This window comes from Schumannella sp. 10F1B-5-1 (genome assembly GCF_006517535.1).
Taxonomy (GTDB): domain Bacteria; phylum Actinomycetota; class Actinomycetes; order Actinomycetales; family Microbacteriaceae; genus Schumannella.
In genome coordinates this window covers 36577-59564 of the sequence record NZ_VHQH01000036.1, presented here as the reverse complement: position 1 = coordinate 59564, position 22988 = coordinate 36577, and the positions used below count along the sequence as shown (strand labels likewise).

General features: G+C 71.3%; 16 protein-coding genes. 4 read left to right on the top strand and 12 right to left on the bottom strand.

What is annotated here, in order from left to right; translation table 11 throughout:
* Positions 1-82 precede the first annotated feature (82 nt).
* Positions 83-3922: a GH92 family glycosyl hydrolase gene (locus FJ658_RS05865; protein WP_181408341.1), complete on the top strand. Its 3840-nt coding sequence runs from the start codon at positions 83-85 to the stop codon at positions 3920-3922.
* Between the two features lie 13 nt (positions 3923-3935).
* Here the strand turns inward: FJ658_RS05865 and FJ658_RS05860 are convergent, their stop codons facing one another.
* The 6 genes from FJ658_RS05860 to FJ658_RS05835 are packed head-to-tail and all read right to left on the bottom strand — an operon-like array spanning position 3936 to position 10933.
* On the bottom strand, positions 3936-5714 hold the full coding sequence (locus FJ658_RS05860; RefSeq protein ID WP_141144446.1) for a hypothetical protein: 1779 nt from the start codon (positions 5712-5714) through the stop codon (positions 3936-3938).
* 57 nt (positions 5715-5771) lie between these two features.
* Entirely contained in the window at positions 5772-6800 is a 1029-nt protein-coding gene (locus tag FJ658_RS05855; RefSeq protein ID WP_141144445.1) for a 1-phosphofructokinase family hexose kinase, read from the bottom strand.
* Positions 6801-6804: 4 nt separating this feature from the next.
* On the bottom strand, positions 6805-7740 hold the full coding sequence (locus tag FJ658_RS05850; RefSeq protein ID WP_141144444.1) for a carbohydrate ABC transporter permease: 936 nt from the start codon (positions 7738-7740) through the stop codon (positions 6805-6807).
* Positions 7740-8681 (bottom strand): carbohydrate ABC transporter permease, encoded by a 942-nt coding sequence (locus FJ658_RS05845; protein WP_141144443.1) that lies wholly within the window; start codon positions 8679-8681, stop codon positions 7740-7742. The genes FJ658_RS05850 and FJ658_RS05845 overlap by 1 nt, the downstream gene beginning before the upstream one ends.
* Before the next feature lie 2 nt (positions 8682-8683).
* Complete coding sequence (locus FJ658_RS05840; protein ID WP_181408340.1) at positions 8684-9994, bottom strand: ABC transporter substrate-binding protein; 1311 nt, start codon at positions 9992-9994, stop codon at positions 8684-8686.
* A gap of 60 nt (positions 9995-10054) precedes the next feature.
* Entirely contained in the window at positions 10055-10933 is an 879-nt protein-coding gene (locus FJ658_RS05835) for an SIS domain-containing protein (RefSeq protein WP_141144442.1), read from the bottom strand.
* Positions 10934-11086: 153 nt separating this feature from the next.
* Here FJ658_RS05835 and FJ658_RS05830 point away from each other — a divergent pair, with 153 nt between their 5' ends.
* On the top strand, positions 11087-12256 hold the full coding sequence (locus FJ658_RS05830) for an amidohydrolase family protein (protein ID WP_255447590.1): 1170 nt from the start codon (positions 11087-11089) through the stop codon (positions 12254-12256).
* 237 nt (positions 12257-12493) lie between these two features.
* Here FJ658_RS05830 and FJ658_RS05825 read toward each other — a convergent pair whose 3' ends face one another.
* Together FJ658_RS05825 and melA are read right to left on the bottom strand one after the other, a co-directional pair.
* The gene (locus FJ658_RS05825) at positions 12494-13408 is read right to left on the bottom strand and encodes a class II fructose-bisphosphate aldolase (protein ID WP_141144441.1); all 915 of its coding nucleotides are present in this window, start codon (positions 13406-13408) and stop codon (positions 12494-12496) included.
* Positions 13405-14721: an alpha-galactosidase gene (melA, locus tag FJ658_RS05820; RefSeq protein ID WP_141144440.1), complete on the bottom strand. Its 1317-nt coding sequence runs from the start codon at positions 14719-14721 to the stop codon at positions 13405-13407. Before melA ends, FJ658_RS05825 begins: the two co-directional genes overlap by 4 nt.
* A 124-nt stretch (positions 14722-14845) precedes the next feature.
* On the opposite strand from melA, the gene FJ658_RS05815 reads away from it, so the two are divergent.
* Both FJ658_RS05815 and purU read left to right on the top strand, forming a co-directional pair.
* The gene (locus FJ658_RS05815) at positions 14846-15655 is read left to right on the top strand and encodes a DeoR/GlpR family DNA-binding transcription regulator (RefSeq protein ID WP_141144439.1); all 810 of its coding nucleotides are present in this window, start codon (positions 14846-14848) and stop codon (positions 15653-15655) included.
* A 26-nt stretch (positions 15656-15681) separates the two neighbouring features.
* Positions 15682-16542: a formyltetrahydrofolate deformylase gene (purU, locus tag FJ658_RS05810; RefSeq protein WP_141144438.1), complete on the top strand. Its 861-nt coding sequence runs from the start codon at positions 15682-15684 to the stop codon at positions 16540-16542.
* 89 nt (positions 16543-16631) lie between these two features.
* On the opposite strand, the gene FJ658_RS05805 is transcribed toward purU, so the two are convergent.
* The 4 genes from FJ658_RS05805 to FJ658_RS05790 form a co-directional block, all read right to left on the bottom strand.
* Positions 16632-19700, bottom strand: a complete 3069-nt coding sequence (locus tag FJ658_RS05805; RefSeq protein WP_141144437.1) for a glycoside hydrolase family 38 C-terminal domain-containing protein — start codon at positions 19698-19700, stop codon at positions 16632-16634.
* Between the two features lie 90 nt (positions 19701-19790).
* A complete protein-coding gene (locus tag FJ658_RS05800; protein ID WP_141144436.1) occupies positions 19791-20630 on the bottom strand; it encodes a carbohydrate ABC transporter permease in 840 nt (279 codons plus the stop codon).
* Between the two features lies 1 nt (position 20631).
* Positions 20632-21570, bottom strand: coding sequence for a carbohydrate ABC transporter permease (locus FJ658_RS05795; protein WP_219995721.1), 939 nt, complete (start codon positions 21568-21570; stop codon positions 20632-20634).
* Entirely contained in the window at positions 21567-22955 is a 1389-nt protein-coding gene (locus FJ658_RS05790) for an extracellular solute-binding protein (RefSeq protein WP_141144435.1), read from the bottom strand. Before FJ658_RS05790 ends, FJ658_RS05795 begins: the two co-directional genes overlap by 4 nt.
* Positions 22956-22988: the final 33 nt, after the last annotated feature.

Sequence of the window (22988 nt, the reverse complement as noted above, 5' to 3'; positions counted from 1 at the left end):
GTCCCCCTTTTGGGGGTGACAGCGCTGTCAATCTGTGATCTGATGACCGGGTTCGCGTTCGTCATCGTCGATGGAGCAGGTCGTGCAGGCATCCCCCACGTCATCCCCCGCCAGCAGCCGCGGAGCCCGCAGGCCCCGCGCGGCCCGCGTCGCCCTCGCCGGAGGCCTCGCGCTGGCCCTCGCGGCCGCCGGCGCCCTCGCCACCGCGCCGGCCCCGGCCGACGCCGCGACGACGCTCATCACCGACCCGGCTGCGACGGTCGACCCGCTGATCGGATCGTCGAACGCCGGCAACACCTTCCCCGGCGCGGTCGCCCCCTTCGGCATGCTCGCCTGGAGCCCCGACCAGAGCACCGTGCGCAGCGACGGCACCGTGCGCACGCCGAGCCCGAGCGGCTACGAGTACGGTTCGAACACGGTCCGCGGCTTCTCGCTCACCCACGTCTCGGGCGCCGGATGCGCGGGCCTCAGCGGCGACATCCCGATCATGCCGCTCGCCCAGCAGGTCACGACCTCGCCGCTCGCCGCCGACGCGGCCGGCACCCCGATGACCTCCACCTTCTCGCACGCTCGTGAGAGCGCGACCCCCGGCAGCTACGGCGTCGATCTCGACAACGGCGTCGGCGTGAAGCTCGCCGCCACGACCCGCACCGGCTCGGGCACCTTCACCTATCCGAAGGGCTCCCCCGCGACGCTGCTGGTGCGCACCTCCGATTCGCTCGTCGGGTCGAGCGATGCCGACATCCAGATCGACGCGAAGAACCGCCGCATCACCGGCTCGGTCACGAGCGGCAACTTCTGCGGCGGGTTCACCGGCGACGGCATCCTGCAGAAGAGCTACTACACCGTGCACTTCGTGGCCGAGTTCGACACCGCCTTCGCCACGACGGGCACCTGGCAGGATGCGACGCTCACCCCCGGTGCGACGACGGCCGAGGGCGGCACGACCTACCCCGGCGGCTACCCGCCGGCAGGGAAGGGCTCGGGCGGCTACGTGAGCTTCGACACGTCGAAGAGCCGCTCGGTGAACATGCGCGTCGGCATCAGCTATGTCGACCTGGCGGGCGCGAAGAAGAACCTGGCGACCGAGAACCCGGTCGGCACGACCCGCGCGCAGGTCGCGAAGCAGACGAAGGCCGCCTGGAACACCGAGCTGACGCGCATCCGCACCGGCGGCGGCACCGACGCCGAGCGCACGACGTTCTACTCGGCGCTGTACCACGCGCTGCTGCACCCCTCGATCGCGAACGACGTGACGGGGAAGTACACGGGCATGGACCTGAAGGCGCACAAGCTCACCAAGGGTCAGGATGCGCAGTACCAGACCTTCTCCGGCTGGGACGTCTATCGATCCCAGGTGCAGCTGGTCACCCTGCTCGACGCGAAGCGCGGCTCGGACATCGGCCAGTCGCTGCTGAACCAGGCGAACCAGAACGGCGGCGTGTGGGATCGCTGGACCCACAACTCCGGCACGACGCATGTGATGGTCGGCGACCCCTCGGCCGCCGCGATCGCGGGAATCGTCGCCTTCGGCGGCACCGACTTCGACGTCAAGGGCGCCTACGCCTCGCTCGCCCAGGCCGCCCGCGTGCCGACCGACGACGACCTGTCGCGCGCCGGCTGGAACATCGCCGTCGTCGGCCAGCGCCCCTCGCTCGACCAGTTCCTCGAGCACGGCTACTACCCCGAGGGCTGCAACGCCTGGGGCTGCCCGAACGAGACGCTCGAGATGGGCGTCGCGGATGCCGGGCTCGCTCAGCTGGCCCAGTACCTGGGCAACGAGGACGACTACGCCGAGTTCACCGCGCGCTCTCAGTCGTGGCAGAACCAGTTCAACCCGCAGGCGACGCCCGAGGGCGGCTACATCCAGGGCCGCAACGCCGACGGCTCGTGGAAGTCGGGCTTCGACCCGGCGTCGAGCGACGGCTTCGTCGAGGGCACCGCGGCGCAGTACGTGTGGATGGTGCAGCACGACCCGGCGGGACTCTTCGCCGCGATGGGAGGCCGCGAGAAGGCCGCCGAGCGCCTCGACTCCTTCTTCCGCGAGGTCGGCGACGAGAACGGCAACGGCGTGCCCAACGAGTGGACGCTCGCGGGCGGCTCGTGGGACACCAACCTGCACGCCAACGTCGACAACGAGCCCTCGATCGCGACGCCGTGGCTCTACGACTACGCCGGTCAGCCGTGGAAGACGCAGCAGACCGTGCGCGAGACGATCCGCCAGCTGTGGATCGACACGGAGGACGGCTCGCCGAACGGTCCCGACGGCATCCCGGGCAATGACGACCTCGGGCAGATGTCGTCATGGCTCGTGTTCTCGGCGATGGGCCTCTACCCGCAGAACCCCTCGCGCGCCGAGCTCGCGACGGCGACCCCGCTGTTCCCCGAGATCGTGCTGCACCGCGCCGACGGCCCCGTGCTGCACCTCTCGTCGCCGGGCGCCGGGCTCGACAAGCCGTACATCCAGTCGATGAAGGTGGATGGGAAGTCGACCTCGAAGGTCTACCTGGCCGCCGACGCGATCACCCGCGACACCCAGGTCGACTACAAGCTCTCGTCGACTCCGAACACGACGCGCGGCACGGCCGAGTCGGATGCGCCGCCCTCGGTGCGCGACGGCGAGCGCTCGCACCTCGCCTCGGTCGCCCCGGCGAACGTGTCCGCGGTTCCGGGCGGCGTGACGGATGCGGTGAAGCTGCATGTGCAGCGCGTCGCCGCCTCCGACAACGCGGCCGGCGGGGCGAAGATCACCTGGTCGGTCGACGGCGCCGACGGCATCACCGCCGACCCGGCCTCGGGCACGATCGCGCTCGATGAGACCGGAGCCGGCGACGCCGCCGTCACGCTGCGCGCCGCCGACGACACCGCGGTCGGCGACCACGTCGTCACGGTGACGGTGAAGGCTGGATCCGACACGCTCGTGAGCCAGAAAGTCACGGTGGCCATCGCGGCACAGGTCAGCGACCTGATCGCGACCGGCTTCGAGCAGGGTCAGCCGCAGCCCGCGCCCAGCGTCGCGGTCACGAACGACGGCGTCGGCGGCTACTGCTGCGACATCCCGGCGGCCGAGACGAAGGTGCAGGCGGGCGACCCGCACGACGGCAGCCAGTCGCTCGTCTACTCGGGGCGCGGCACGAAGGCCGGAGCCACCGCATCCAACCTGCTGCTCGACGTGACCGCGACCGGCGCCGCGCCGACGGTCGCGGAGGGCGACACGATCTCGTACTGGATCCGTCCGCAGAAGGACGGCGGCCCGTTCGCCGACTACGTGCAGGATGCCAGCGGCGATGTCGCGGTCGACGTGCGCTTCACCGACGGCACCCTGCTGAGCGCCGACGCGCCCACCGCCTCGAACGGCGCCGCGCTGACGGCGGCCGAGCAGGGGTCGGCGCTGAAGTCCGACAGCTGGAACCACGTGACGGCCGAGCTGCCCGCCTCCGCCGTCGGCAAGACGGTGGATGCGCTGCTGCTGTCGTTCGCCCCGCAGACGCACGGCGGCGACGGCGACGCGACGGGCTACCTGCGCGGCTGGGTCGACGACGTGGCGCTGCAGCGCGCCGTGCCGCCCGTGACCGTGACGGCCGCGACGGGTCTCGCCGCGACGCCCGGCGCGGTCTTCGAGGGCGTGCTCGCGACCGTCGCGCACGGCGCGGCGACCTCGGCCGGCTCGTACACGGCGACGATCGACTGGGGCGACGGCTCAGCCGCCGAGCCCGGCACGGTCGCGCCCGCGGGCACCGCCGACGACGGCTCGCCGACCTACGCCGTCTCGGGCGCGCACACCTACGCGAAGCCGGGCGTCGTCACCGCGACCATCACGGTCGCCGACGCCGACGGGGTGCGGGCGAGCGCCACCGTGCCGATCAGCGTGAGCGCGCCCGCCGCCGACCGCCGCACGACCCGGACACCCGTGCAGGGCTGAGGGGCGGACTCGGTCAGACGCGGATGACGCGCACGAAGCGCACGGTGAGGTCGTCGGCGTCGTCGGCCACGCCGAATCGCAGGCGGTGCGCGCCGGCGGCGTCGCCCGCGCCCGAGCCCGCGCCGAGCGCGCCCGCGGGCAGCGCGACCGTCGCCGTCACCCACTCCCCCGAGTCGGTGCGCGGGATGCGCGCCGCCGCGTCGCCCGCCGGGGTCGTCACCGTCACGTCGCCCGAGCCCTCGTCGAGGTAGGTGACCTTGAGCAGGGTGGTGCCCGCGGCATCCGAGGCGGCGGCCGCGGCCGCGAAGCGCGCATCCACGTCGAAGACGAAGCCGGTATCACCCGAATCGACCTTCGTGGTCAGGCCCTCCCACGCGGTGCCGTTGTCCTTCTCGAACACGTTCCGGTGCACGTCGGCCGTGCTGCGGTGGGCGACCGAGCCGGGTTCGTCGACCTGCACGAGCCAGCGCTCGAGGTTGCGCACCTTCGCTCCGATCGCCGTGTCGTCGGCCGTGCGCAGGTCGGCCCAGGCGTCGGCCGAGGTCGACGCGGTCTGCCCGATCGACAGGCGCACCCAGTCCCAGTGCTTCGCGAACGGCCCGAGATAGGAGTCGCCGGGCACGACGTAGATCCAGTTCATGCGCAGCTGCAGCCCCTTGAGGTTCGACTGCCGCACCGCGTAGTACGGGTCGTCGGTCGCGTAGCCGCAGGCCGTGTAGCACTCGTTCTCGGTCGCGACGATGCGGATGCCGTCGTGGATGGGCAGGGTCTCGTCGACCACGAGATGCCCGTCGTCCTGCCGGTGCGAGCCGTAGGCCGGCGCCTCGCTGAGGTGGAAGTTCGACAGCTCGGTGATGCCCGTGCGGATGCCGAGCCCCGCATCCACCGCCTGCTTCGCGAGCAGGTCGTCTTTCGCGCCGAAGGGGCCCCACGGGTAGTCCTCGCCCGTGAAGACCAGCTTGTTCGCGTTCGGGCCGAAGATCTCGACCAGGTCGCTCCAGGCGTGCGAGTACCAGGAGCTGTACTGCTTCCACGTCAGGTCGCCCGACTCCGCGGCGTCGCCGATGATGTCGTAGTCGAACTCGGCCCAGGTGAAGGCGCCGGGCACGTAGACGAAGCGCAGCTTCGGATCGGCGGCGAGCCCCTGGTCGCGGAACAGCTCCCGGTAGGTCGCCAGAAGGTGCGACCAGACGCACTCGTCCCAGATCGGCAGGTGCCGCTGCCCGTCGTAGTCGGGGCCGTAGCTCGACACCCCGCAGTCGGCGGCGACGCGCTTCGGCGCCCACGTCGTGCCGCTCGCGAAGATGCGCATCCAGTAGCCGCCGTCGGTCGCGCGCGCGGCGGCGAGCTGCGCATCCAGCGACTCGAAGTCCATGCCCTGGGCTTTCCCGGCGCGGCCGCCGTCGATCGCCGCGTCGGAGCTCGGCGCGATCTGCCGCCAGCTCACGTCGACGCTGCGCACGCCCACGCCCCAGTCGGGCGCCCCGGTCTCGCTGAAGAAGCCCGAGTTGGATGCGGGTCGCGCCCAGCCCGGAAGGCTCCAGTCGTCGCCCTTCCGCACGGTCACGCCGTCAGGGCCGGCGCCGAGCAGCTCGTACTGCGGGCCGCCGTGCACCGTCAGGCCCGTGCCGCCGTCGTCGACGCCGCTCGTGTCGTCGGTGCGGGTGGACGCGGCGGCGGCGTGGCCTTCGCTCGCGGGCTTCGGCGCCGATGCGCCCGTGCAGGCCGCCAGCACGAGGGCGGTCAGCCCGGCGAACAGGGTGGCGGCGAGGCGGCGTCGTGCGGTGGTCACGGTGTCAGTGTGCGGCGCGGTCGATGACGCGGAGATGACGCACTCGCACGGGATGCGTCAGCCGAGCTTCTCGACCCGGATGCGCGACGCCGCGGCGTCGAGGTCGGCGACCGCGAGACGCGCCGCCCCGAGCGAGCGCGTGTTCGCGCTGCCCGCGGCGCTCGCCCGGGCCAGGGCGCTCTCGGTCGGCTCGCCCGCGACGAGACCGGCGACGAAGCCCGCGAGGAAGCTGTCGCCGCTGCCAACGGCGAAGCGGCCCGGCTCGGGGTCGGGATGCGCGAGCCACGCCCCGGCGGAATTCAGCGCGAGCGCGCCGTGCGCCCCGTCGGTCACGACGACGAGGCCGTCGTCGCGTCCCGCGCGGTCGCGCAGCGCCGTCGCGAGCTCGAGCAGCGGCGCGTCGGTCGCGTTGTCCTCGCCGGCCGCGGCGCCGGCCGCACCGAACGCAGCCCCCACGACCCCGGCCGCCTCGGCGCGGTTCACCTTGACCAGGTGGGGTCGCGCATCCAGCAGCGCGGCGAGCCCGTCGCCCGAGCTGTCGACGGCGACGCGCACGCCCGCCGCGGTCGCCTGCTCGACGACCGGCAGCAGCGCGCTGACGAGCGCGGCGGGCAGGCTGCCCGAGATCGCGAGCCAGACCGGCGCGTCGCCGGCGTCAGCCGCCGCGGCGACGGATCCGATCGCCTCGCCGGCCAGCGCCCCCGCGAGCTCCTCTCCCACGGCCGACGCGAGCGACCGCGCCTCGCGCTCGCTCAGCACCGGCGCCGGCTCGTACGACTCGGTCGGCGCGCCCTCGTCGGGCACGAGCGACAGGCACTGCCGCGCCTCGGCCGCGATCGGCACCGCCCGCACATCCAGGCCCTCGTCGATCGCGAGTCCCGCGACGACGACGCCCATCCGGCCGCCGAGCGGCACGACCGCCCGTGCCGGCAGCCCGAGCACCCCGGCGGCGCGCACGACGTTGAGGGCCTTGCCCCCGGCGAGCCGCACGACCTCGGTCGGGCGGTGGATCTCACCGGGTTCGAGCGCGACGACCCGATGCGTCACGTCGAGGGCGGGGCTCGGCGCGAGCGCGATGAGGGTCATGCACCTAGCCTTTCAGGCCCGACAGGGTCATCGTCTGCACGAACTGCTTCTGCGCGAACAGGAAGAACAGGATCAGCGGCATCGTCGCGACCACGTTGCCCGCCATGAGCAGCGACCACTGGGTGCGGCGCGTGCCCTGGAAGTTCGCGAGCCCGAGCTGCAGCGTGAAGGCGTGGTCGTCGTTGATCGCGATGAGCGGCCAGACCAGGTCGTTCCACGAGCCGAGCAGGGTGAAGATCGCGAGCGTCGTGAGCGCCGGCTTCGCCAGCGGCAGGATGATGCGCACGAACACTTGCCAGCGGTTCGCGCCGTCGATCATCCCGGCCTCTTCGAGCTCGGTGGGCAGCGACAGGAAGAACTGGCGCATGAGGAAGATGCCGAAGGCGCTCGACAGCCACGGCACGATCGCCGCGCCGAGCCCGTTCACGAGCCCGAGCTGAGAGAACAGGATGTAGGTCGGGATCATCAGCAGCTGTGTCGGGATCATGATCGTCGCGAGGATCGCGAACATGCCCACCTGACGCCCGCGGAACTTGAGCCGCGCGAAGCCGTACCCGGCGAGCGAGCACAGGATGAGGTGCGACACGATGCCCGTCACCGACACGATCACGGTGTTGAGCAGCCAGAGCAGGATGTTCGACTCGGTGAACAGCCCGACGTAGCCGCCGAAGTCGATGCGCGACGGGATGAACGGCGGCGGGAAGCTGACGAGCTCCTTCTCGGGCGAGACCGAGGCGAGGAACATCTGCAGGAACGGCAGCAGGAAGAGCAACGACACCGGCAGCAGGAACAGGTGCCAGGCGCTCGGCAGCCGGCGCTTGCGGGCCCGGGTGACGGCGGCGAGGCGCCCGCCCGCCGTTTCGGCGGCGTCGCGCTCGGCGACCCGCGCCGACGAGCCGGCGACCTCGAGAACCGAGCGGGATGCGGTGGTGATCGCCATCAGAACGCCTCCTGTCCGCGACGGCGCCCGTCGACGACGACCACGATGGTGATGATGAGGGTGATGCCGAACAGCACGTAGGCGACGGCCGAGCCGTAGCCGAAGCGCAGCTCGCGGAACGCCTTCTCCCAGAGGTAGTAGACGATCGTCTGCGTCGAGTCGAGCGGCCCTCCCCGGGTCGAGGTGTAGACCAGATCGAACAGCTGGATCGACTGGATCACCTGCCAGATCGTGGTGAACACGGTCACCGGGCTGAGCTGGGGCCACACGACCCGCCAGAAGGACTGCCAGCGGTTCGCGCCGTCGAGCCGAGCCGCCTCGAGCAGCTCGACCGGAACATCCTGCAGCGCGGCCAGGTAGATGACGGTCGTGAATGCGGCCTGCCCCCACAGCGACATGATCGCGATGACGAACATGGCCTCGTTGCGGTCTTCGAGCCAGCCCTGCTGCGGCAGGCCCAGCACGCGCAGCACGTTGTTGACGAGGCCGAACTGCGGGTTGAACAGGTAGGTCGACAGGATGCCGGTCGCGGCCGCCGAGGCCACGAAGGGCACGAAGATCGCGGTGCGGTAGAACCCGATGAAGCGGATGCGGCGGTTCAGCGCCACGGCCAGGAAGAGCCCCGCGAGCACCGACATCGGCACGAACAGCGCCGTGTAGACGCCGGTGTGGGTGACCGCATCCCAGAACTCGCTGTCGCCGACGAGCTCGGCGTAGTTGCCGCCGCCGATCGCCTCCGGCGGGCTGAAGCCGTCCCACTTCTGGAAGCTGAGCAGCAGGGCCCACCCGGCCGGGAACAGCGAGAGCCCGAGCACGAGCAGCGAGCCCGGCAGCACGAAGGCCCAGCCGCCGAAGTCGTTCTTCCAGCGCCGCAGTCGCGCGCCGGGTCGCTGGGCCGGGCGCTGTCGCCCGGCCCGCGTGGGAAGAGTGGATGCGGTCATGATCAGGAGTCGGCGAGCGCCTTGTCGGCCTTCTCGGCGGCCTTCTTCAGCTCGTCTTCCGCATCCCCGTCGCCCTGCAGCACGTGCGAGATGGCGGAGCCGACGGCCTCGGAGAGTCCGACGTAGCCCTTCACGGTCGGGCGGGCGACGGTGGCGTTCTCGGCGTTCGCGGCCATGATGTCGAGGCCGGGGTAGGTCTCCACCTGCTTCTGGAACGCGGCCGAGTCGATCTCCGAGCTGCGCAGCGGCAGGTTGCCGATCTCGACGTTCCAGCGCTCATCCTGCTCGGCGCTCGTCAGCCACTTCGTGAACTCGTAGGCCCAGTGAGCGCGGTTGACGTCCTTGTGGTCGAACAGCGCCCAGATGTCCGGGCCCGACACGGTCGTGTGCTTGCCGTCGGTGCCGGGCAGCTGCACGACGCCGTAGGGGGTTCCGGCCTTCTTGAGGTCGAAGAGCTGCCAGGGGCCCGAGGTCATCATGCCGATGCGGCCCGCGGCGAAGAGCTGGCCGAACTTGGTGTCGGTCTGGTCGAGGTAGACGCTCTTGTCGTCGACGGCCATGCCCTTCAGGAACTCGAGCGACTTCACGCCGGCCGCCGAGTCGAACGCGGCCTTGTCGCCGTCGAGGATCTCGCCGCCGTTCTGCCACAGGTGCGGCCAGAACTGCCAGGTCGTCTCCTCCGAGCCCGACACCGAGTAGGCGTAGCCGTACGTCTCAGTCGAGGCGTCGGTGATCTTCTTCGCGGCGTCGCGGAAGTCGTCCCAGGTCCAGTCCTCCGTCGGCAGCGCGACGCCGGCATCCTCGAACAGCTTCGTGTTGTAGATGAGCGAGATGTTGTCGACGATCGCCGGGAAGCCGATCGTCTTCTCGCCGCTGGGCTGCACGGTCTTGCGCGCCGCCTCCGAGAACTCGTCCCACTTCACGTCGGGGTCGCTCACCTGGTCGGTGATGTCGAGCGTGCGGCCCGAGCCCTCGAGCTGACTCGCCCACGAGCCGAAGCTGTAGGAGATGTCGGGGTAGCTGTTGCCGGCGAAGCCCGCGCTGAGCTTCTGCAGCAGCTCCTCGGTCGACGAGGCGCCGGGCGAGACGTCGATCGTGACGTTCGGGTGGTCCTTCTCGAACTCGTCGGCGAGCTTCTGCAGCAGCTTGCTGGCATCGGCGTCCTGGCCGGTCCACCAGGTCAGCTTCACATCGGCCTTGGTGTCGAGCTTCGTCGCGCCGGTCTGCCCGGCGCAGCCGGCGAGGCCGGCCAGGCCGAGCGCGCCGACCGCGAGGGCGGCGGCGGTGCGGATGAGGCGGGTGCGTGCGGTCACGGGGTTCTCCTCGGTGCTGTGCGGTGCAGTGCGGTGCGGATGGGGAGTGGTGCGGGGGCCTCAGCCCAGGATGATCGAGCGGGTCAGGTGGCGCGGCTGGTCGGGGTCGAGCCCGCGCTGGGCGGCGATCTCGACGGCGAGGCGCTGCGCCTGCACGAGTTCGACGAGCGGCTCGGGTCCGCCGACGAGCACGGTGGCGCCGGTGCGGCGGATGTCGTCGACGAGGCTCGCGTCGTCGGCGCCGAAGATCCAGACGAGCGATCCGGGATGCGCGACCGCGAGCGGTCCGTGACGGTAGTCGAGCAGCGGGTACGACTCCGACCACGCCTGCGCCGACTCGCGGATCTTGAGCGCCGCCTCCTGGGCGAGGCCGTGGGTCCAGCCGGTGCCGAGGTAGACGAAGTGGTCGAGACCGCTCAGGTCGACCGGAAGCGGCAGGGCCAGCGCCTCCTCGACGAGCGAGATCGACCGCTCGACGTCGTAGCCGAGGGCGGCGCGGGCGAGGGTGAGGAAGGTCGTCGGGAACCGGGTCTGCACGACCGACTGCTCGTCGGCGGCGCTGAGGTCGATGATGTCGTCGGCGAACTCGGCGACCGGCGAGTCGACGACGCCCGTGACGACGATGCGGCGCACGCCGGCGGGCACGTCGCGCAGCGCGGCGATGACCTCGGTCGTGGTGCCCGAGCGGGTGATCGCGACCACGCGGTCCCAGTCGCGCCACACCCGCGGCTCGGAGGCGTAGCCCGCATCCGTGACGCCGTGGCCGGCCTCCTCGCGAAGGAAGGCGAGCGACTCGGCGACGAACGCCGAGGTGCCGCAGCCGATCACGAGGATGCGCTCGCCGGGGGCGGCGAGCAGGTCGCGGGCCTGCTCGAGGCCGCTCAGCACCTCGCGCCAGAGGCGGGGCTGGGTGGCGATCTCGTCGTCGGTGATGCTCATGGGGACTCCGGTCTTTCTCAAGCTGGCGCGGGAGGACCTCCGCGGTGGAGCCAGTGTGCGGCGGAATGATCATTTCGTCATTCGATTGCGCGAAACGCGCATTCGGACTGATCGGACGGTGCGCCGACGGGATGCGGGTGCTGGGATGACGAGATGGAACGCAGCTGGGAGGAGCTCCGCGAGCTGCCCCTCATCGACTGGACGCCGCAGCAGCAGCTGCAGCCGCCCGTCACCGAGGTGGAGCGCGCCGCGGTGCCCGCGATCGACATCCACAACCACCTCGGCCGCTGGCTGACCGACGACGGCGACTGGATGATCGACGACGTCGCCGCGCTCGTCGCGACCATGGACGCCGCGAACGTCGAGGCCGTCGTCAACCTCGACGGCATGTGGGGCGACGAGGTCACCGCGAACGTCGAGCGCTACGACCGCGCCTATCCCGGGCGGTTCTTCACGTTCTGCCAGCTCGACTGGAAGCTGCTCGAGGGGTCGCACGGGGGTGGCGGCGACGGTGTCGGTGCTGTTGCTGGTGCTGGTGCTGGTGTCGGTGCTGGTGCTGACGGCTCGCCCGCCGCATCCGACCCGCTCGCCGACCCCGTCGTGCAGCAGCTGATCGCCTCGCTCGACGACAGCGCCGCCCGCGGCGCCCGCGGCGTGAAGGTCTGGAAGAGCCTCGGCCTCACGTTCCGCGACGCCGACGGCGTGCTGGTGCAGCCCGACGACCCGCGCGTGATCGCCGTGCTGCGGCACGCGGGCGAGCTCGGGCTGCCCGTGCTCATCCACACCGCCGACCCGAAGGCGTTCTTCGCCCCGCTCGACGAGCGCAACGAGCGCCTCGACGAGCTGCTCGTCATGAAGGAGTGGTGGTTCGGCGACGCCGCCGTCTACCCGACCTTCGACCAGCTGCTGGCCTCGCACGCGGCCCTCGTGGCCGCCTGCCCGGGCACGCGCTTCATCGGCGCGCACTTCGGCTGCGCCGCCGAGGACCTCGACCTGGTCGAGCGGATGCTGGCCGCATCCCCCAACTACACCGTCGACATCGCCGGCCGCATGGCCGAGCTGGGCCGCCAGCCGCGCCGCCTGCGCGTGCTGCTCGATCGCTTCGGCGACCGCGTGCACTTCGGCACCGACATCTACCCGGCGACGCTGGAGCAGTACCGCCTGCACTTCCGCTTCCTCGAGACGCTCGACGAGGCCTTCACCTACGCGCCGGACGCCGACATCCCGCCCCAGGGACGCTGGACCGTCTCGGCGCTGGGCCTGCCGCCCGAGCTGCTCGAGCGCATCTACCGCGGCAACGCGCGGCGCGTGCTCGGCCTGTAGGCCGCCCGCCGGTTCGCGGACCATCCCATCCCTAGCGTCGAGCGCAGCCGCGGGTGGCCACGAATGCCCGCGACACGCCGCCCACGGCGTGCAGACGTGGCCACCCTCACCCGGCGCATTCCCGAGGGTGGCCACAAACGCACGCGACACGCCGTGCGTGCCGGGCAGACGCGGCCACCCTCGGATGCGGGAGGGAGCGGATGCGGGGCTGGTCGGCAGGACGGGACGCGGACGACGCTAGGGCAGAAGGGCGAGCAGGCGGGCGACCTCGCGCGTCATCGCGGCACGGGCGGCGGCCCAGGGCTTGCGCGGGTCGACGGCGTCGGGGCGCGCGGCGAGCTCGGCGCGCACGGCGGCCGTGCCGACCACGTTGAGCGCGGTGCCCACGTTGATCTTGCGGATGCCGGCCCGCGCCGCCGCGACGAGCGCGTCGTCGGGCACGCCGCTCGAACCATGCAGCACGAGCGGCACCGGAACGGCCGACGCCAGACGCGCGATCAGGTCGACGTCGAGCGCCGCCGTGCGGGACGTCATGGCATGCGAGCTGCCCACGGCGACGGCCAGCGCATCCACGCCCGTCGCCGCGACGAACGCCGCCGCCTCGTCGGGGTCGGTGCGCACGCCGGGCGCGTGGGCGCCGTCCTTTCCGCCGACCTCGCCGAGCTCGGCCTCGACGTAGAGCCCCGAGCCCGTGGATGCGGAACCCGCGTCGCCCGCCCCTGCACCCGCCCCGAACCGCACCCCTCCCAGGTCGACCGCGTGCGCGGCCTCGGCGAAGCGCGCCGTGGCGGCCACGTTGTCGGCGTAGTCGAGGCGGGCCGCATCCACCATGACCGACGACAGCCCGACGGCTGCGGCGATCTCGAGCGAGCGAGCGAGCAGCGCGTCGTCCTGCACGTGGTCGAGGTGCAGCGCGACCGGAACGGGCGCCGCCGCGGCGAGCGCCTGCGCCGCCGAGAGCAGCGGAACCGGGTCGCCGCCGTGGTAGGTGGTGGCGTTCTCGCTGAGCTGCACGATCACGCCGCGACCCGTCTCGGTCGCGCCGGCGACGATCGCCTCGACGTGCTCGAGCATGATCGCGTTGACCGCGGCCACGGCTCCCCCGCGCGCGGCGGCGGCCGCGACCAGATCGCCCGAGCGGGCGAGCGTCACGGAAGGACCAGCTCGATGTCGCCGCCGAGCGAGGCCGGCAGCACGGCCCGGTGGGCGACGAGCATCTCGTCGACGAGCGAGGCCAGCGCGGCCGGCGTGAGCGACGACGACGCGTTCGGGTCGACGAGCACGGCCTGGTGCACGAGCTCGCGCGAGCCGGTGCGCGCGGCCTCGATCGTGAGCTCGGCGACCGAGAGGTAGGTGCGGTTGAGGGCGGCGCCCGGCGCGGGGATCGCGCCGACCGCGAGCGGGGTGACGCCCGCCGCATCCACCCGCGACGGCACCTCGACGACCGCGCCCGGGGGCAGGTTGTCGATCAGGCCGCGGTTGACGACGTTCGCGTGGATCTGGCGCTCGGTGCCGGTGAGCATCGAGTGGATGATCTGGGGCGCGTACTCCGCGGCGCCTTCCTCGAGCTCGAGGGGCGCGCCCGAGGCCAGGGCCTCCTGGGCGTGGTGGAACTCGGCGACGTTCTGCTCCGAGATGCCGATGTACTCCAGCGGCTTCAGGCGGAAGCGCTCGATCTGCGCGTCGTCGCGCAGGAACCACGACAGGTACTCGCTCGAGTGCTCGCTCGTCTCGGTCGGGTAGAAGCCGATGCGACGGAAGATCTCGACGCGCACGCGGCGCTCGAGCTCGGGGTCGGCGGCGATCTTGTCGCGCAGCGCGGGATAGAGCGACTCGCCGTCGCGCGACCACTCGTAGAGCCACGCCTGGTGGTTGACGCCGGCGGCGCGGAAGGTCGTGCCCTCGAGCGGCACGCCGACGAGCTCGCAGAGGTCGTTGACCGTCCAGTAGACGCTGTGGCAGAGGCCGGCGGCCTTGATCGAGGGGGCGACCGTCGCCATCCACCAGATGTTCATGGCCATCGGGTTCGTGTAGTTCAGGAACCAGGCGTCGGGGCACAGCTCGAGCATGTCGCGGGCGATGCCCGACAGCACGGGGAAGGTGCGCAGCGCGCGGAAGACGCCGCCGATGCCCGTGGTGTCGCCGATCGTCTGGCGCAGGCCCCGGGATGCCGGGAGCTCGAGATCGATGCGGGTGGCGTCGATGCCGCCCACCTGGATCATGTTCACGACGAAGTCGGCCCCGGCGAGCGCCTCACGGCGGTCGAGCGCGGGCACGACCTCGAGGGTGCGGCCGCGGCGCTCGGCGACCTGGCGCGCCGTGTCGACGGCGACGTCGAGGCGCTCGGCGTCGATGTCGTGCAGCACGAGGGTGAGGGGCGGCAGGTCGTCGTACGACATGAGGTCGGCGACGAGCTGACGGGTGAAGACGACGCTGCCGGCGCCGAGGAAGACAACACGAGTCATGGCTCGATGATCGGCACGACTGATCATTTCGCGCAACATTCTGCGCGAATCCACCTAATATGAGCACCATGACTGCTCGCTTGCCTCGACGCGCCGCGTCGGCCGCCCGCACGGACGCGGCGCGATGACCCTGAGCCCGCCCGAGCGCCCCGCCGCCTCGGGCAAGCGATCGCGGCGCATGCTCGCGATCCTCGAGCTGCTCGCCGAGCGCGAGAGCGTCGAGCTCGAGACCCTGGCCGACGAGCTGAAGGTCTCGCCGGCGACCGCCCGCCGCGACCTGGCCGACCTCGCCGATCAGCGCCTGCTGCTGCGCACCCACGGCGGCGCGCGCCTGCTCGAGAGCCGCACCGAGGTGCCGGTCAGCCTGCGCGACAGCCGCAACCAGGAGGCCAAGCGCGCGATCGCCGCCACCGTCGCAGGGCTCGTGCCGAAGCAGCGCTACGCCGTCGCGCTCAGCGGCGGCACCACGACCGCCTCGGTCGCCCGCGCGCTGGCGAACCACGGCGAGCTGACGATCGTGACCAACTCGCTGACGATCGCGCAGCTCGTGACGACGCATCCGCAGCTCAAGGTGATCATGACCGGCGGCGCCCTGCGGCACGAGTCGCTCGAGCTCGTGGGCGTGCTGGCCGAGAACACCTTCAAGGCGATCAACCTCGGCATGGCCATCCTGGGAGCCGACGGCGTCAGCGCCGCCGGCGGCATCACGACCCACGACGAGACCGAGGCCCGCACGAACACGGCCATGGTGCAGCACGCGCAGCGCGTGATCGTGGTCGCCGACGGCTCGAAGCTGGGCCGCGCCGCGCTCGCCCCGGTCGCGACGATCGACGAGGTCGACCTGCTGATCACCGACGACAGCGCCGACGAGGATGCGGTGGCCGCCCTGCGCGCGGCCGGACTCGACGTGCGCATCGTCGCCGCCGGGCGCTGAGCCCCCGCGCCCCTAGAGTTGCTCGGGTGAGCACCGGCACCGCGACGCACTGGATCCTGACCCTGGTCTGCGACGACCGCCCCGGGATCGTGCACGCCATCAGCGGGGCCGTGGTCGAGGCCCGCGGCAACATCACCGAGTCGCAGCAGTTCTCGAGCGACGACACCGGCCGCTTCTTCATGCGCCTGCAGGTGGAGTCGGAGGCGAGCCGCGACGAGTTCGTCGCCGCGCTGGCTCCGGTGACCGAGCGCTACGCCATGGACTGGGTGCTCGACGTCGTCGACCGGCCGCTGCGCACGCTGGTGCTGGCATCCAAGGCTGGGCACTGCCTCAACGACCTGCTGTTCCGCGAGCGCGCCGGCCAGCTCGCCGTCGAGGTTCCGCTCGTGCTCGCGAACCACGCCGAGCTCGGCTCGCTCGCCGAGTTCTACGGGGTGCCGTTCGAGCACCTCGCCGTGACGAGCCCCGAGGAGAAGGCGGCGTTCGAGCGGCGCATCCTCGAGGTCGTCGACGAGCACGACATCGAGCTGGTCGTGCTGGCGCGCTACATGCAGATCCTCTCGCCCGAGCTGTGCGAGCGTCTCGCCGGGCGGGCGATCAACATCCACCACTCCTTCCTGCCGGGATTCAAGGGCGCGAACCCCTACAAGCAGGCGCACGCGCGCGGCGTGAAGATCATCGGCGCGACGGCGCACTTCGTCACGAGCGACCTCGACGAGGGCCCGATCATCGAGCAGAACATCGTGCGCGTCGACCACACCCGCACCCCGCAGCAGCTCGTCGCGATCGGGCAGGACGAGGAGAGCCGCACCCTGACCCAGGCGGTCAAGTGGTTCTCGGAGCACCGCGTGCTGCTCGACGGCGCGCGCACGATCATCTTCCGCTGACGCCACCTGGCGCCGACGCGCCGCACCGCGAACAGAGCGCGAGCCCGGGACCCCCGCAGGTACCCGGGCTCGCGCCGTCCGATCGCCGATCAGGCCCGCGGGATGCGCACCGTCACCAGCTCGAAGGGGCGCAGGTCGAGCGCGAGCGCGTCGCCGTGCGCTCCCCCCTCGAGCGGTCGCTCGAGCAGGTCGGTGCGCACCGCCGCGCCGGCCGCGAAGCCGGGCTGCAGGCGACCGGATGCGCGACCGCCGCGCGCCTCGTAGAGACGCACCACGACATCCCCCGAGCCGTCTTCGGCCAGTTTGACCGCCTCGATGAGGATCGACTCCGAGCCGACGCCCCCGATGCCGCCGGAACCCGAGCCGGCACCCGAGCCCGCGCCGACGACCGCGACGAGCGGCTCGACCACGTGCCCCTCAGGCGCCGCGACCTCGCGCAGCGGCAGGTTGACGCGGTAGCCCGCGGCCACGCCGTCGAGCAGCGCGCCGGGCGCCACGATGTGGCGGAACACGTGCCGGCCCTGGTCGGCGTGCGGGTCGGGGAAGGTGGGTGCGCGCAGCAGCGACTCGCGCACGAGGGTCGTGGCTCCGCCGTCGTCGCGGGTCGTGCGGGTGATGTCGTGACCGTAGACGCGGTCGTTCGCGACGGTCACGCCGAAGCCGGGCTCGTCGACGTGCACCCAGCGGTGCGCGCTCGTCTCGAAGCGGGCCATGTCCCACGAGGTGTTGCTGTGGGTGGCGCGGCGCACGTGCCCGAACTGCACCTCGCTCGCGGCGGTCGCGGCGTGCACGTCGAAGGGGAACGCGAGCTTGAGCAGCTTCTGCCGCTCGTGCCAGTCGATGTCGCTCTCGATCGCGATTCCCGTGCCGTCGCCGGTCAGCTGGATGCGCTGCACCACGGTCGACGCGCCGACCTCGCGGCGCACGACCACAGCGTCGCCGTCGATCTCGAGCCCGGTCATGCGCACCCCATCGAGCGGCATGCGCTGGTAGGCGGCGTCGATGTCCCACGCATCCCACTGGTTCGGGGTGTCGCGGAAGAACTGCAGCTCGTTGCCGAGCCCGCCCGGCGCGATGGCCTCGCGGCCGTGGGCGTCGACGAGCGACACGAGGTGCCCGTCGGCGTCGAGCCGCGCGGTGAGGGCGTCGCTCGCGAGCTCCGCTCCCCCGCCCTCGACGGCGGTGATCCGGGTGGATGCGCGCCGCGGCGTTCCGGCCGAGAGCGCGGGCACCCCGTCCACGGCGAAGGGGCTCGCGTTGAAGGCGACGGTCGCCCCCGAGCCCGCGTCCGCATCCGATCCGGCACCGGCCGACCCGCCCAGCGCCGCGATCGCCGACCCGATCAGCCCCTCGAGGCTCTCGGCGACGGCCGCGTAGTTGCGCTCGGCCTCCTGATGCACCCAGGCGATCGACGAGCCGGGCAGGATGTCGTGGAACTGCTGCAGCAGCACCGTCTCCCAGGCCCGGCGCAGCGCATCCACGGGGTACTCGGCCCCGGTGCGCACGGCCGCGGTCGCCGCCCAGAGCTCGGCCTGACGCAGCAGGTGCTCGCTCTTGCGGTTGCCCTCCTTGGTGCGCGACTGCGAGGTGTAGGTGCCGCGGTGGAACTCGAGGTAGAGCTCGCCCGACCAGACGGCGGGGTGCGGCAGCGACGCGCGCGCCTCGGCGAAGAACTCGTCCGGACGCCGCAGGTCGACGCGCGCCGAGCCGTCGAGGTCGTGCTTGCGGTGCGCGGTCTCGATCATCTCGCGGGTGGGTCCGCCGCCGCCGTCGCCGTAGCCGTAGGGCACGAGCGAGAGGTCGCTGACGCCGCGCTCGCGGTTCTGGCTCTCGGCGCGGGCCAGATCGGCGCCCGAGAGGTCGGAGTTGTAGGTGTCGACCGGCGGGAAGTGCGTGAAGACCCGGCTGCCGTCGATGCCCTCCCAGAGGAAGGTGTGGTGCGGCATCACATTGGTCTCGTTCCACGAGATCTTCTGCGTGAGGAAGTTGTCGCTCGCCGACGCGGCGACGATCTGCGGCAGGCCGGCCGAGTAGCCGAAGCTGTCGGGCAGCCACACCTCCTTCGTCTCGACGCCGAACTCGCGCAGGAAGAAGCCCTTGCCGGCCACGAACTGGCGCGCCATCGCCTCGCCGCCGGGCATGTTCGTGTCGCTCTCGACCCACATGCCGCCGACGGGCACGAAGCGCCCCTCCTTCACCCGGGCCGCGATGCGCTCGAACAGCTCGGGGTAGCCCTCCTTCATCCACGCGTACTGCTGCGCACTGGATGCGGCGAACACGAAGTCGGGGTAGCGGTCCATCAGTTCGAGCACGTTCGAGAAGGTGCGCGCGACCTTGCGGCGCGTCTCGCGCACCGGCCAGAGCCAGGCGGAGTCGATGTGCGCGTGCCCGACCGCGATCGTGCGGTGCGTGCTGCCGGCGGCGCGGTCGGCGAGCACGCCGGCGATCTGCGCCCGGGCGTCGGCGGCGGTGCCGGCGACGTCGTCGGGGTCGAGCACGTCGACGGCCCGCTCGAGCGCACGCAGGATGCCGGCGCGGCGGGTCGAGTTGTCGGGCAGGTTCTCGAGCACGCCGATGAGCGTCCAGACGTCGCGTTCGAGCCCGAAGGCCTCGCGGTCGAAGACGCCGAGGTGGGCGCCGGCGAAGCGGTAGAGCGGATCGCGCGGCGCGGTCTCGAGATCGCCCATCGGGGTCGGCGCGTGGCTCCAGTCGCTGCCCACGTCGGGGTTCGACGCCGCCTCGACGTACAGCGTGAAGCTGCCGCCGGGCCCGACCGGCACGGGCACGAAGGTGTTCTTCGGCTCGAGCCCCTTGACTAGACATCCGTCCTCCGACCAGATCAGCCCCTCGCTCTGGAAGCCGGGACCGCTGGGCAGGAAGCCGAGGTCGACGACCAGCTCCACCGCATCCACGGGCCAGTCGGCGGGCACGGTGCCGGTGATGCGCAGCCAGGTCGTGCCCCACGGCCGGCCCCACATGACGCCGGTCTCGAAGGGCGTGAAGCTCTGCCCGACGGCCTCGGCGAAGGGCACCGGCTCGCCCGGCGCCTCCCAGGCCGTCACCTCCACGGGAGCGGTGTCGCGGTAGGCCGCGGGCAGGATGCGCTCGCGGTAGCTGCGGCGGATGCGCGCCTCGATGAGCGCGGCGGTGTCGTGCATGGGTGTCTCTCCCGGATGTGGTGGAGCGGTGGTGTGGAGCGGTGGTGGATCGGATCGGACCGAGTCAGGTCGGGTCGGTGGATGCGCGGCTCAGCCCTTCACGGCCCCCGCGAGCGCGAACGAGCCGCCCGAGAAGCGCTGCACGAGCACGTACAGCGCCAGCACGGGCACGGAGTAGAGCAGCGAGAACGCCGCCAGCTGCCCGTAGGCGACGGCCCCGTAGGCGCCGAAGAAGTTGTAGATCGTGACGGCCGCGGGCATCTGCGTCGGGTCGGTGACGAGGATGAAGGGGACGAAGAAGTTCCCCCAGGCCTGGATGAACACGAAGATGAACACCACGCCGATGCCGGGCCGCATGAGCGGCACGACCACGCGGGTCAGCGTCGAGAGCATCGAGGCCCCGTCGGTCCAGGCGGCCTCCTCGATCGAGATCGGCACCGAGTCCATGAAGTTCTTCGCCATCCAGATCGCCATCGGCAGGCTGGTGGCGGCGAGGAACAGGATGATGCCGGGGAACGAGTTGAGCAGGTCGAGAGCGACGAACAGGCCGTAGACCGGCACCATCATCGCCGTGATCGGCAGGCAGGTTCCGAACAGCACCCCGTAGAGGAAGGGCCGGTTCACGCGCAGCGTGTAGCGCGAGAGCGGGTAGGCCGCCAGCACGGCGACGACGACCGTCACGAGGGCGGTGCCCGCCGAGATGATCAGGCTGTTGCCGAGCGGGATCCACGCGTTCTCGGGCGTGAGCACCTGCGTGAAGTTGTCGAGCGTGAACTCGGGCAGCTTCGCCGTCAGGGTGGCGCGGGTGTCGAGCGAGGCGAGCACGAGCCACACCATCGGCAGCAGGAACGCCACCCCGATGAGCACGAGCACGAGGTTCGACACCACGCGCAGGCCGCGGCCGCGCGGCGAGGTCAGGGCGAGGGACATGTCAGTCCACCTCCGGCTTCAGCGCGCGGATGTACACGATCGAGCACAGGGCCCCGACGACGAGCAGGATGAGCGCGATCGCGGTTCCGAAGCCGAGCTGGCCGAAGGCGATTCCCTCCTTGTAGGCCAGGAGCGGCAGGGTCGACGAGTTCGTGCCCGGTCCGCCGCCGGTCATCACGTAGATGAGCGTGAACACCGACAGGGTCTGCAGGGTCGTCAGCATGAGGTTGGTCGAGATGCTGCGGCGGATCATGGGGATCGTGATGCGCACCAGGCGCTGCCAGCCGGTCGCGCCATCCACCTCGGCCGACTCGGTGATCTCGGGCGGCACATCGTTGATGGCCGCCGAGTAGACGAGCATCGAGAACGCGGCGCCGCGCCAGATGTTGGCCAGGATCACGGCGAGCATCGGGAAGGTGTAGAGCCAGGTGGGGCCCGTGATGCCGATCGCGGCGAGCATCCCGTTGAGCGTGCCCTCCTTCGTGAAGAACGCGTAGGCGGCGAACGAGGCGACGATCTCGGGCAGGATCCAGGCGCCGACGACGATCGTGGACACGATGGCCCGCACGACCTTGTTCGCCGAGCGCATGAGCAGCGCCAGCGCCAGGCCCAGCACGTTCTGCCCGACGACCGCCGAGAAGAACAGGAAGACGAAGGTCAGCACGACCGACTTCGGGAAGTCGGGGTCGGCGAACAGGTCGGTGAAGTTCTTGAAGCCGATGAACTCCGCACCCTGGGCGGCGGCGCCGCTGAGCGCCGAGTTCGTGAAGGCGCCGTAGAAGGCGCTGATCACCGGGCCGAGCAGGAAGATCGCCAGCAGAACGACCGCCGGCAGCAGCGGCGTGCTGCGCAGCAGATCCCGGCCGAGCCGGCCGCGCCGGCGGCGGTCCCCGGAGGGACCGCCGCGCAGCGCGTCGGGCGTGGCGGCGGTGGCCGTCACTTCGTGGTGTTCTTCTCGCCGACGATGCCGACGACGGATTCATCCCAGGCGGCCGCGGCCTCCTTCGGGCTCTGCTGGCCCGTCAGCACCGCCTCCATGGCGACCTGGATGTTGAGCGAGATCTTCGAGTAGTCCGACGTGGCCGGGCGGAAGTGCGTGACCGGCACGATCGAGCTGAAGAACGCGAACGAGGGGTTCGCGTCGGCGTACTCCGGGTCCTTCGAGACGTCGTCGCGTACCGCGATCTGGCTCGCCGCGATGTCGTACGACTTCGAGTTCTCCTTGTTCAGGGCGAGCGCGATGAAGTCCCACGCCGCATCCTTGTTCTTGCTCTTCGAGCCCATCGCGAGCGTCCAGCCGCCCGACATGCTCACCGAGCCCGGGTCGTCGCCGTCCTGCGTCGGCATCGGAGCCTGGCCCATGACGTCGTTCCACTCGGGCCACGGCGCGCTGCCGTCTTCGAGCCAGGTGCCGCTCATCCACGAGCCGTCGAGCGCGATCGCGAGCTTGCCCTGGGGCAGCCACTCGGCGCCGACCTTGGTGCCGACGTTCTTGTCGAGGGCCTGGTCGGGGCTCGGGGCGAGGCCGCCGCCGTAGAGGTCCTTGATGAACTGCAGCGAGTCGGTGAAGCCCTTCGAGCCGGTCACCCACTTCTTGCTGTCGGTGTCGTAGAGCGTGTCCTTCGTGCCGTAGAGCAGCATCTCGAAGCCCTGCATCGACGCGGCCTCGCCCTGGGCGGTGCTCGAGTAGACGTTCATCGGGATGACGTCGGGCAGCTTCTGCTTGATCGTCTTCGCGGTGTCGAGCACCTCGTCCCAGCTCTTCGGCTCCCACGGAACCGCGATGCCGGCCTGCTCGAACAGCTGCTTGTTGTACCAGAGGGCGCGGGTGTCGGTGCCCATCGAGATGCCGTAGGTCTTGCCGTCGTCGCCGAGGCCGGCCTGCTTGGCGTTGTCGAAGAACTGGTCCCACTCATCCCACTTGTCGATGTAGCTGTCGAGCGGGGCGAGGTAGCCGGCGTCGACATCCGACTTCACCTGGAAGGTGTCCTCGTACATGACGTCGGGGGCGGTCGAGCTCGACTTGTTCATGAGCGCGAGCTTGGTGAAGTAGTCGGTCTCCTGGGCGGCGATCGGAACGAGCTCGACCTTCATGCCCGGGTTGGCCTTCTCGTACTCGGCCTTCACCTTCTTCATGTGCTTGTCGAGCTGGATGAAGTTGCCGAACTTCTGGTAGGCGACCTTGATGGTCTTGCCGTCGTCGCCGGAGCCGCCGGCGCAGCCGGAGAGCAGCAGCGCGGCTCCGGCGATGGCGGCGAGGGTGGCCAGAACGCGCTTCTTCGGCGCTCGCCGGGCCAGGGCTGTCGTGCGTGGTGCAGGTCTCATCATCGAAACTCCTCGGTGTGCACGGCACCCGTC

Excerpts from the sequence above, each read along its gene's own strand:
- FJ658_RS05855 (WP_141144445.1), bottom strand. The coding sequence starts at position 6,800 with ATGACCCTCATCGCGCTCGCGCCGAGCCCCGCCCTCGACGTGACGCAT.
- FJ658_RS05850 (WP_141144444.1), bottom strand. The coding sequence starts at position 7,740 with ATGGCGATCACCACCGCATCCCGCTCGGTTCTCGAGGTCGCCGGCTCG.
- FJ658_RS05845 (WP_141144443.1), bottom strand. The coding sequence starts at position 8,681 with ATGACCGCATCCACTCTTCCCACGCGGGCCGGGCGACAGCGCCCGGCC.
- FJ658_RS05835 (WP_141144442.1), bottom strand. The coding sequence starts at position 10,933 with ATGAGCATCACCGACGACGAGATCGCCACCCAGCCCCGCCTCTGGCGC.
- FJ658_RS05830 (WP_255447590.1), top strand. The coding sequence starts at position 11,087 with ATGGAACGCAGCTGGGAGGAGCTCCGCGAGCTGCCCCTCATCGACTGG.
- melA (WP_141144440.1), bottom strand. The coding sequence starts at position 14,721 with ATGACTCGTGTTGTCTTCCTCGGCGCCGGCAGCGTCGTCTTCACCCGT.
- FJ658_RS05815 (WP_141144439.1), top strand. The coding sequence starts at position 14,846 with ATGACCCTGAGCCCGCCCGAGCGCCCCGCCGCCTCGGGCAAGCGATCG.
- FJ658_RS05805 (WP_141144437.1), bottom strand. The coding sequence starts at position 19,700 with ATGCACGACACCGCCGCGCTCATCGAGGCGCGCATCCGCCGCAGCTAC.
- FJ658_RS05800 (WP_141144436.1), bottom strand. The coding sequence starts at position 20,630 with ATGTCCCTCGCCCTGACCTCGCCGCGCGGCCGCGGCCTGCGCGTGGTG.
- FJ658_RS05790 (WP_141144435.1), bottom strand. The coding sequence starts at position 22,955 with ATGAGACCTGCACCACGCACGACAGCCCTGGCCCGGCGAGCGCCGAAG.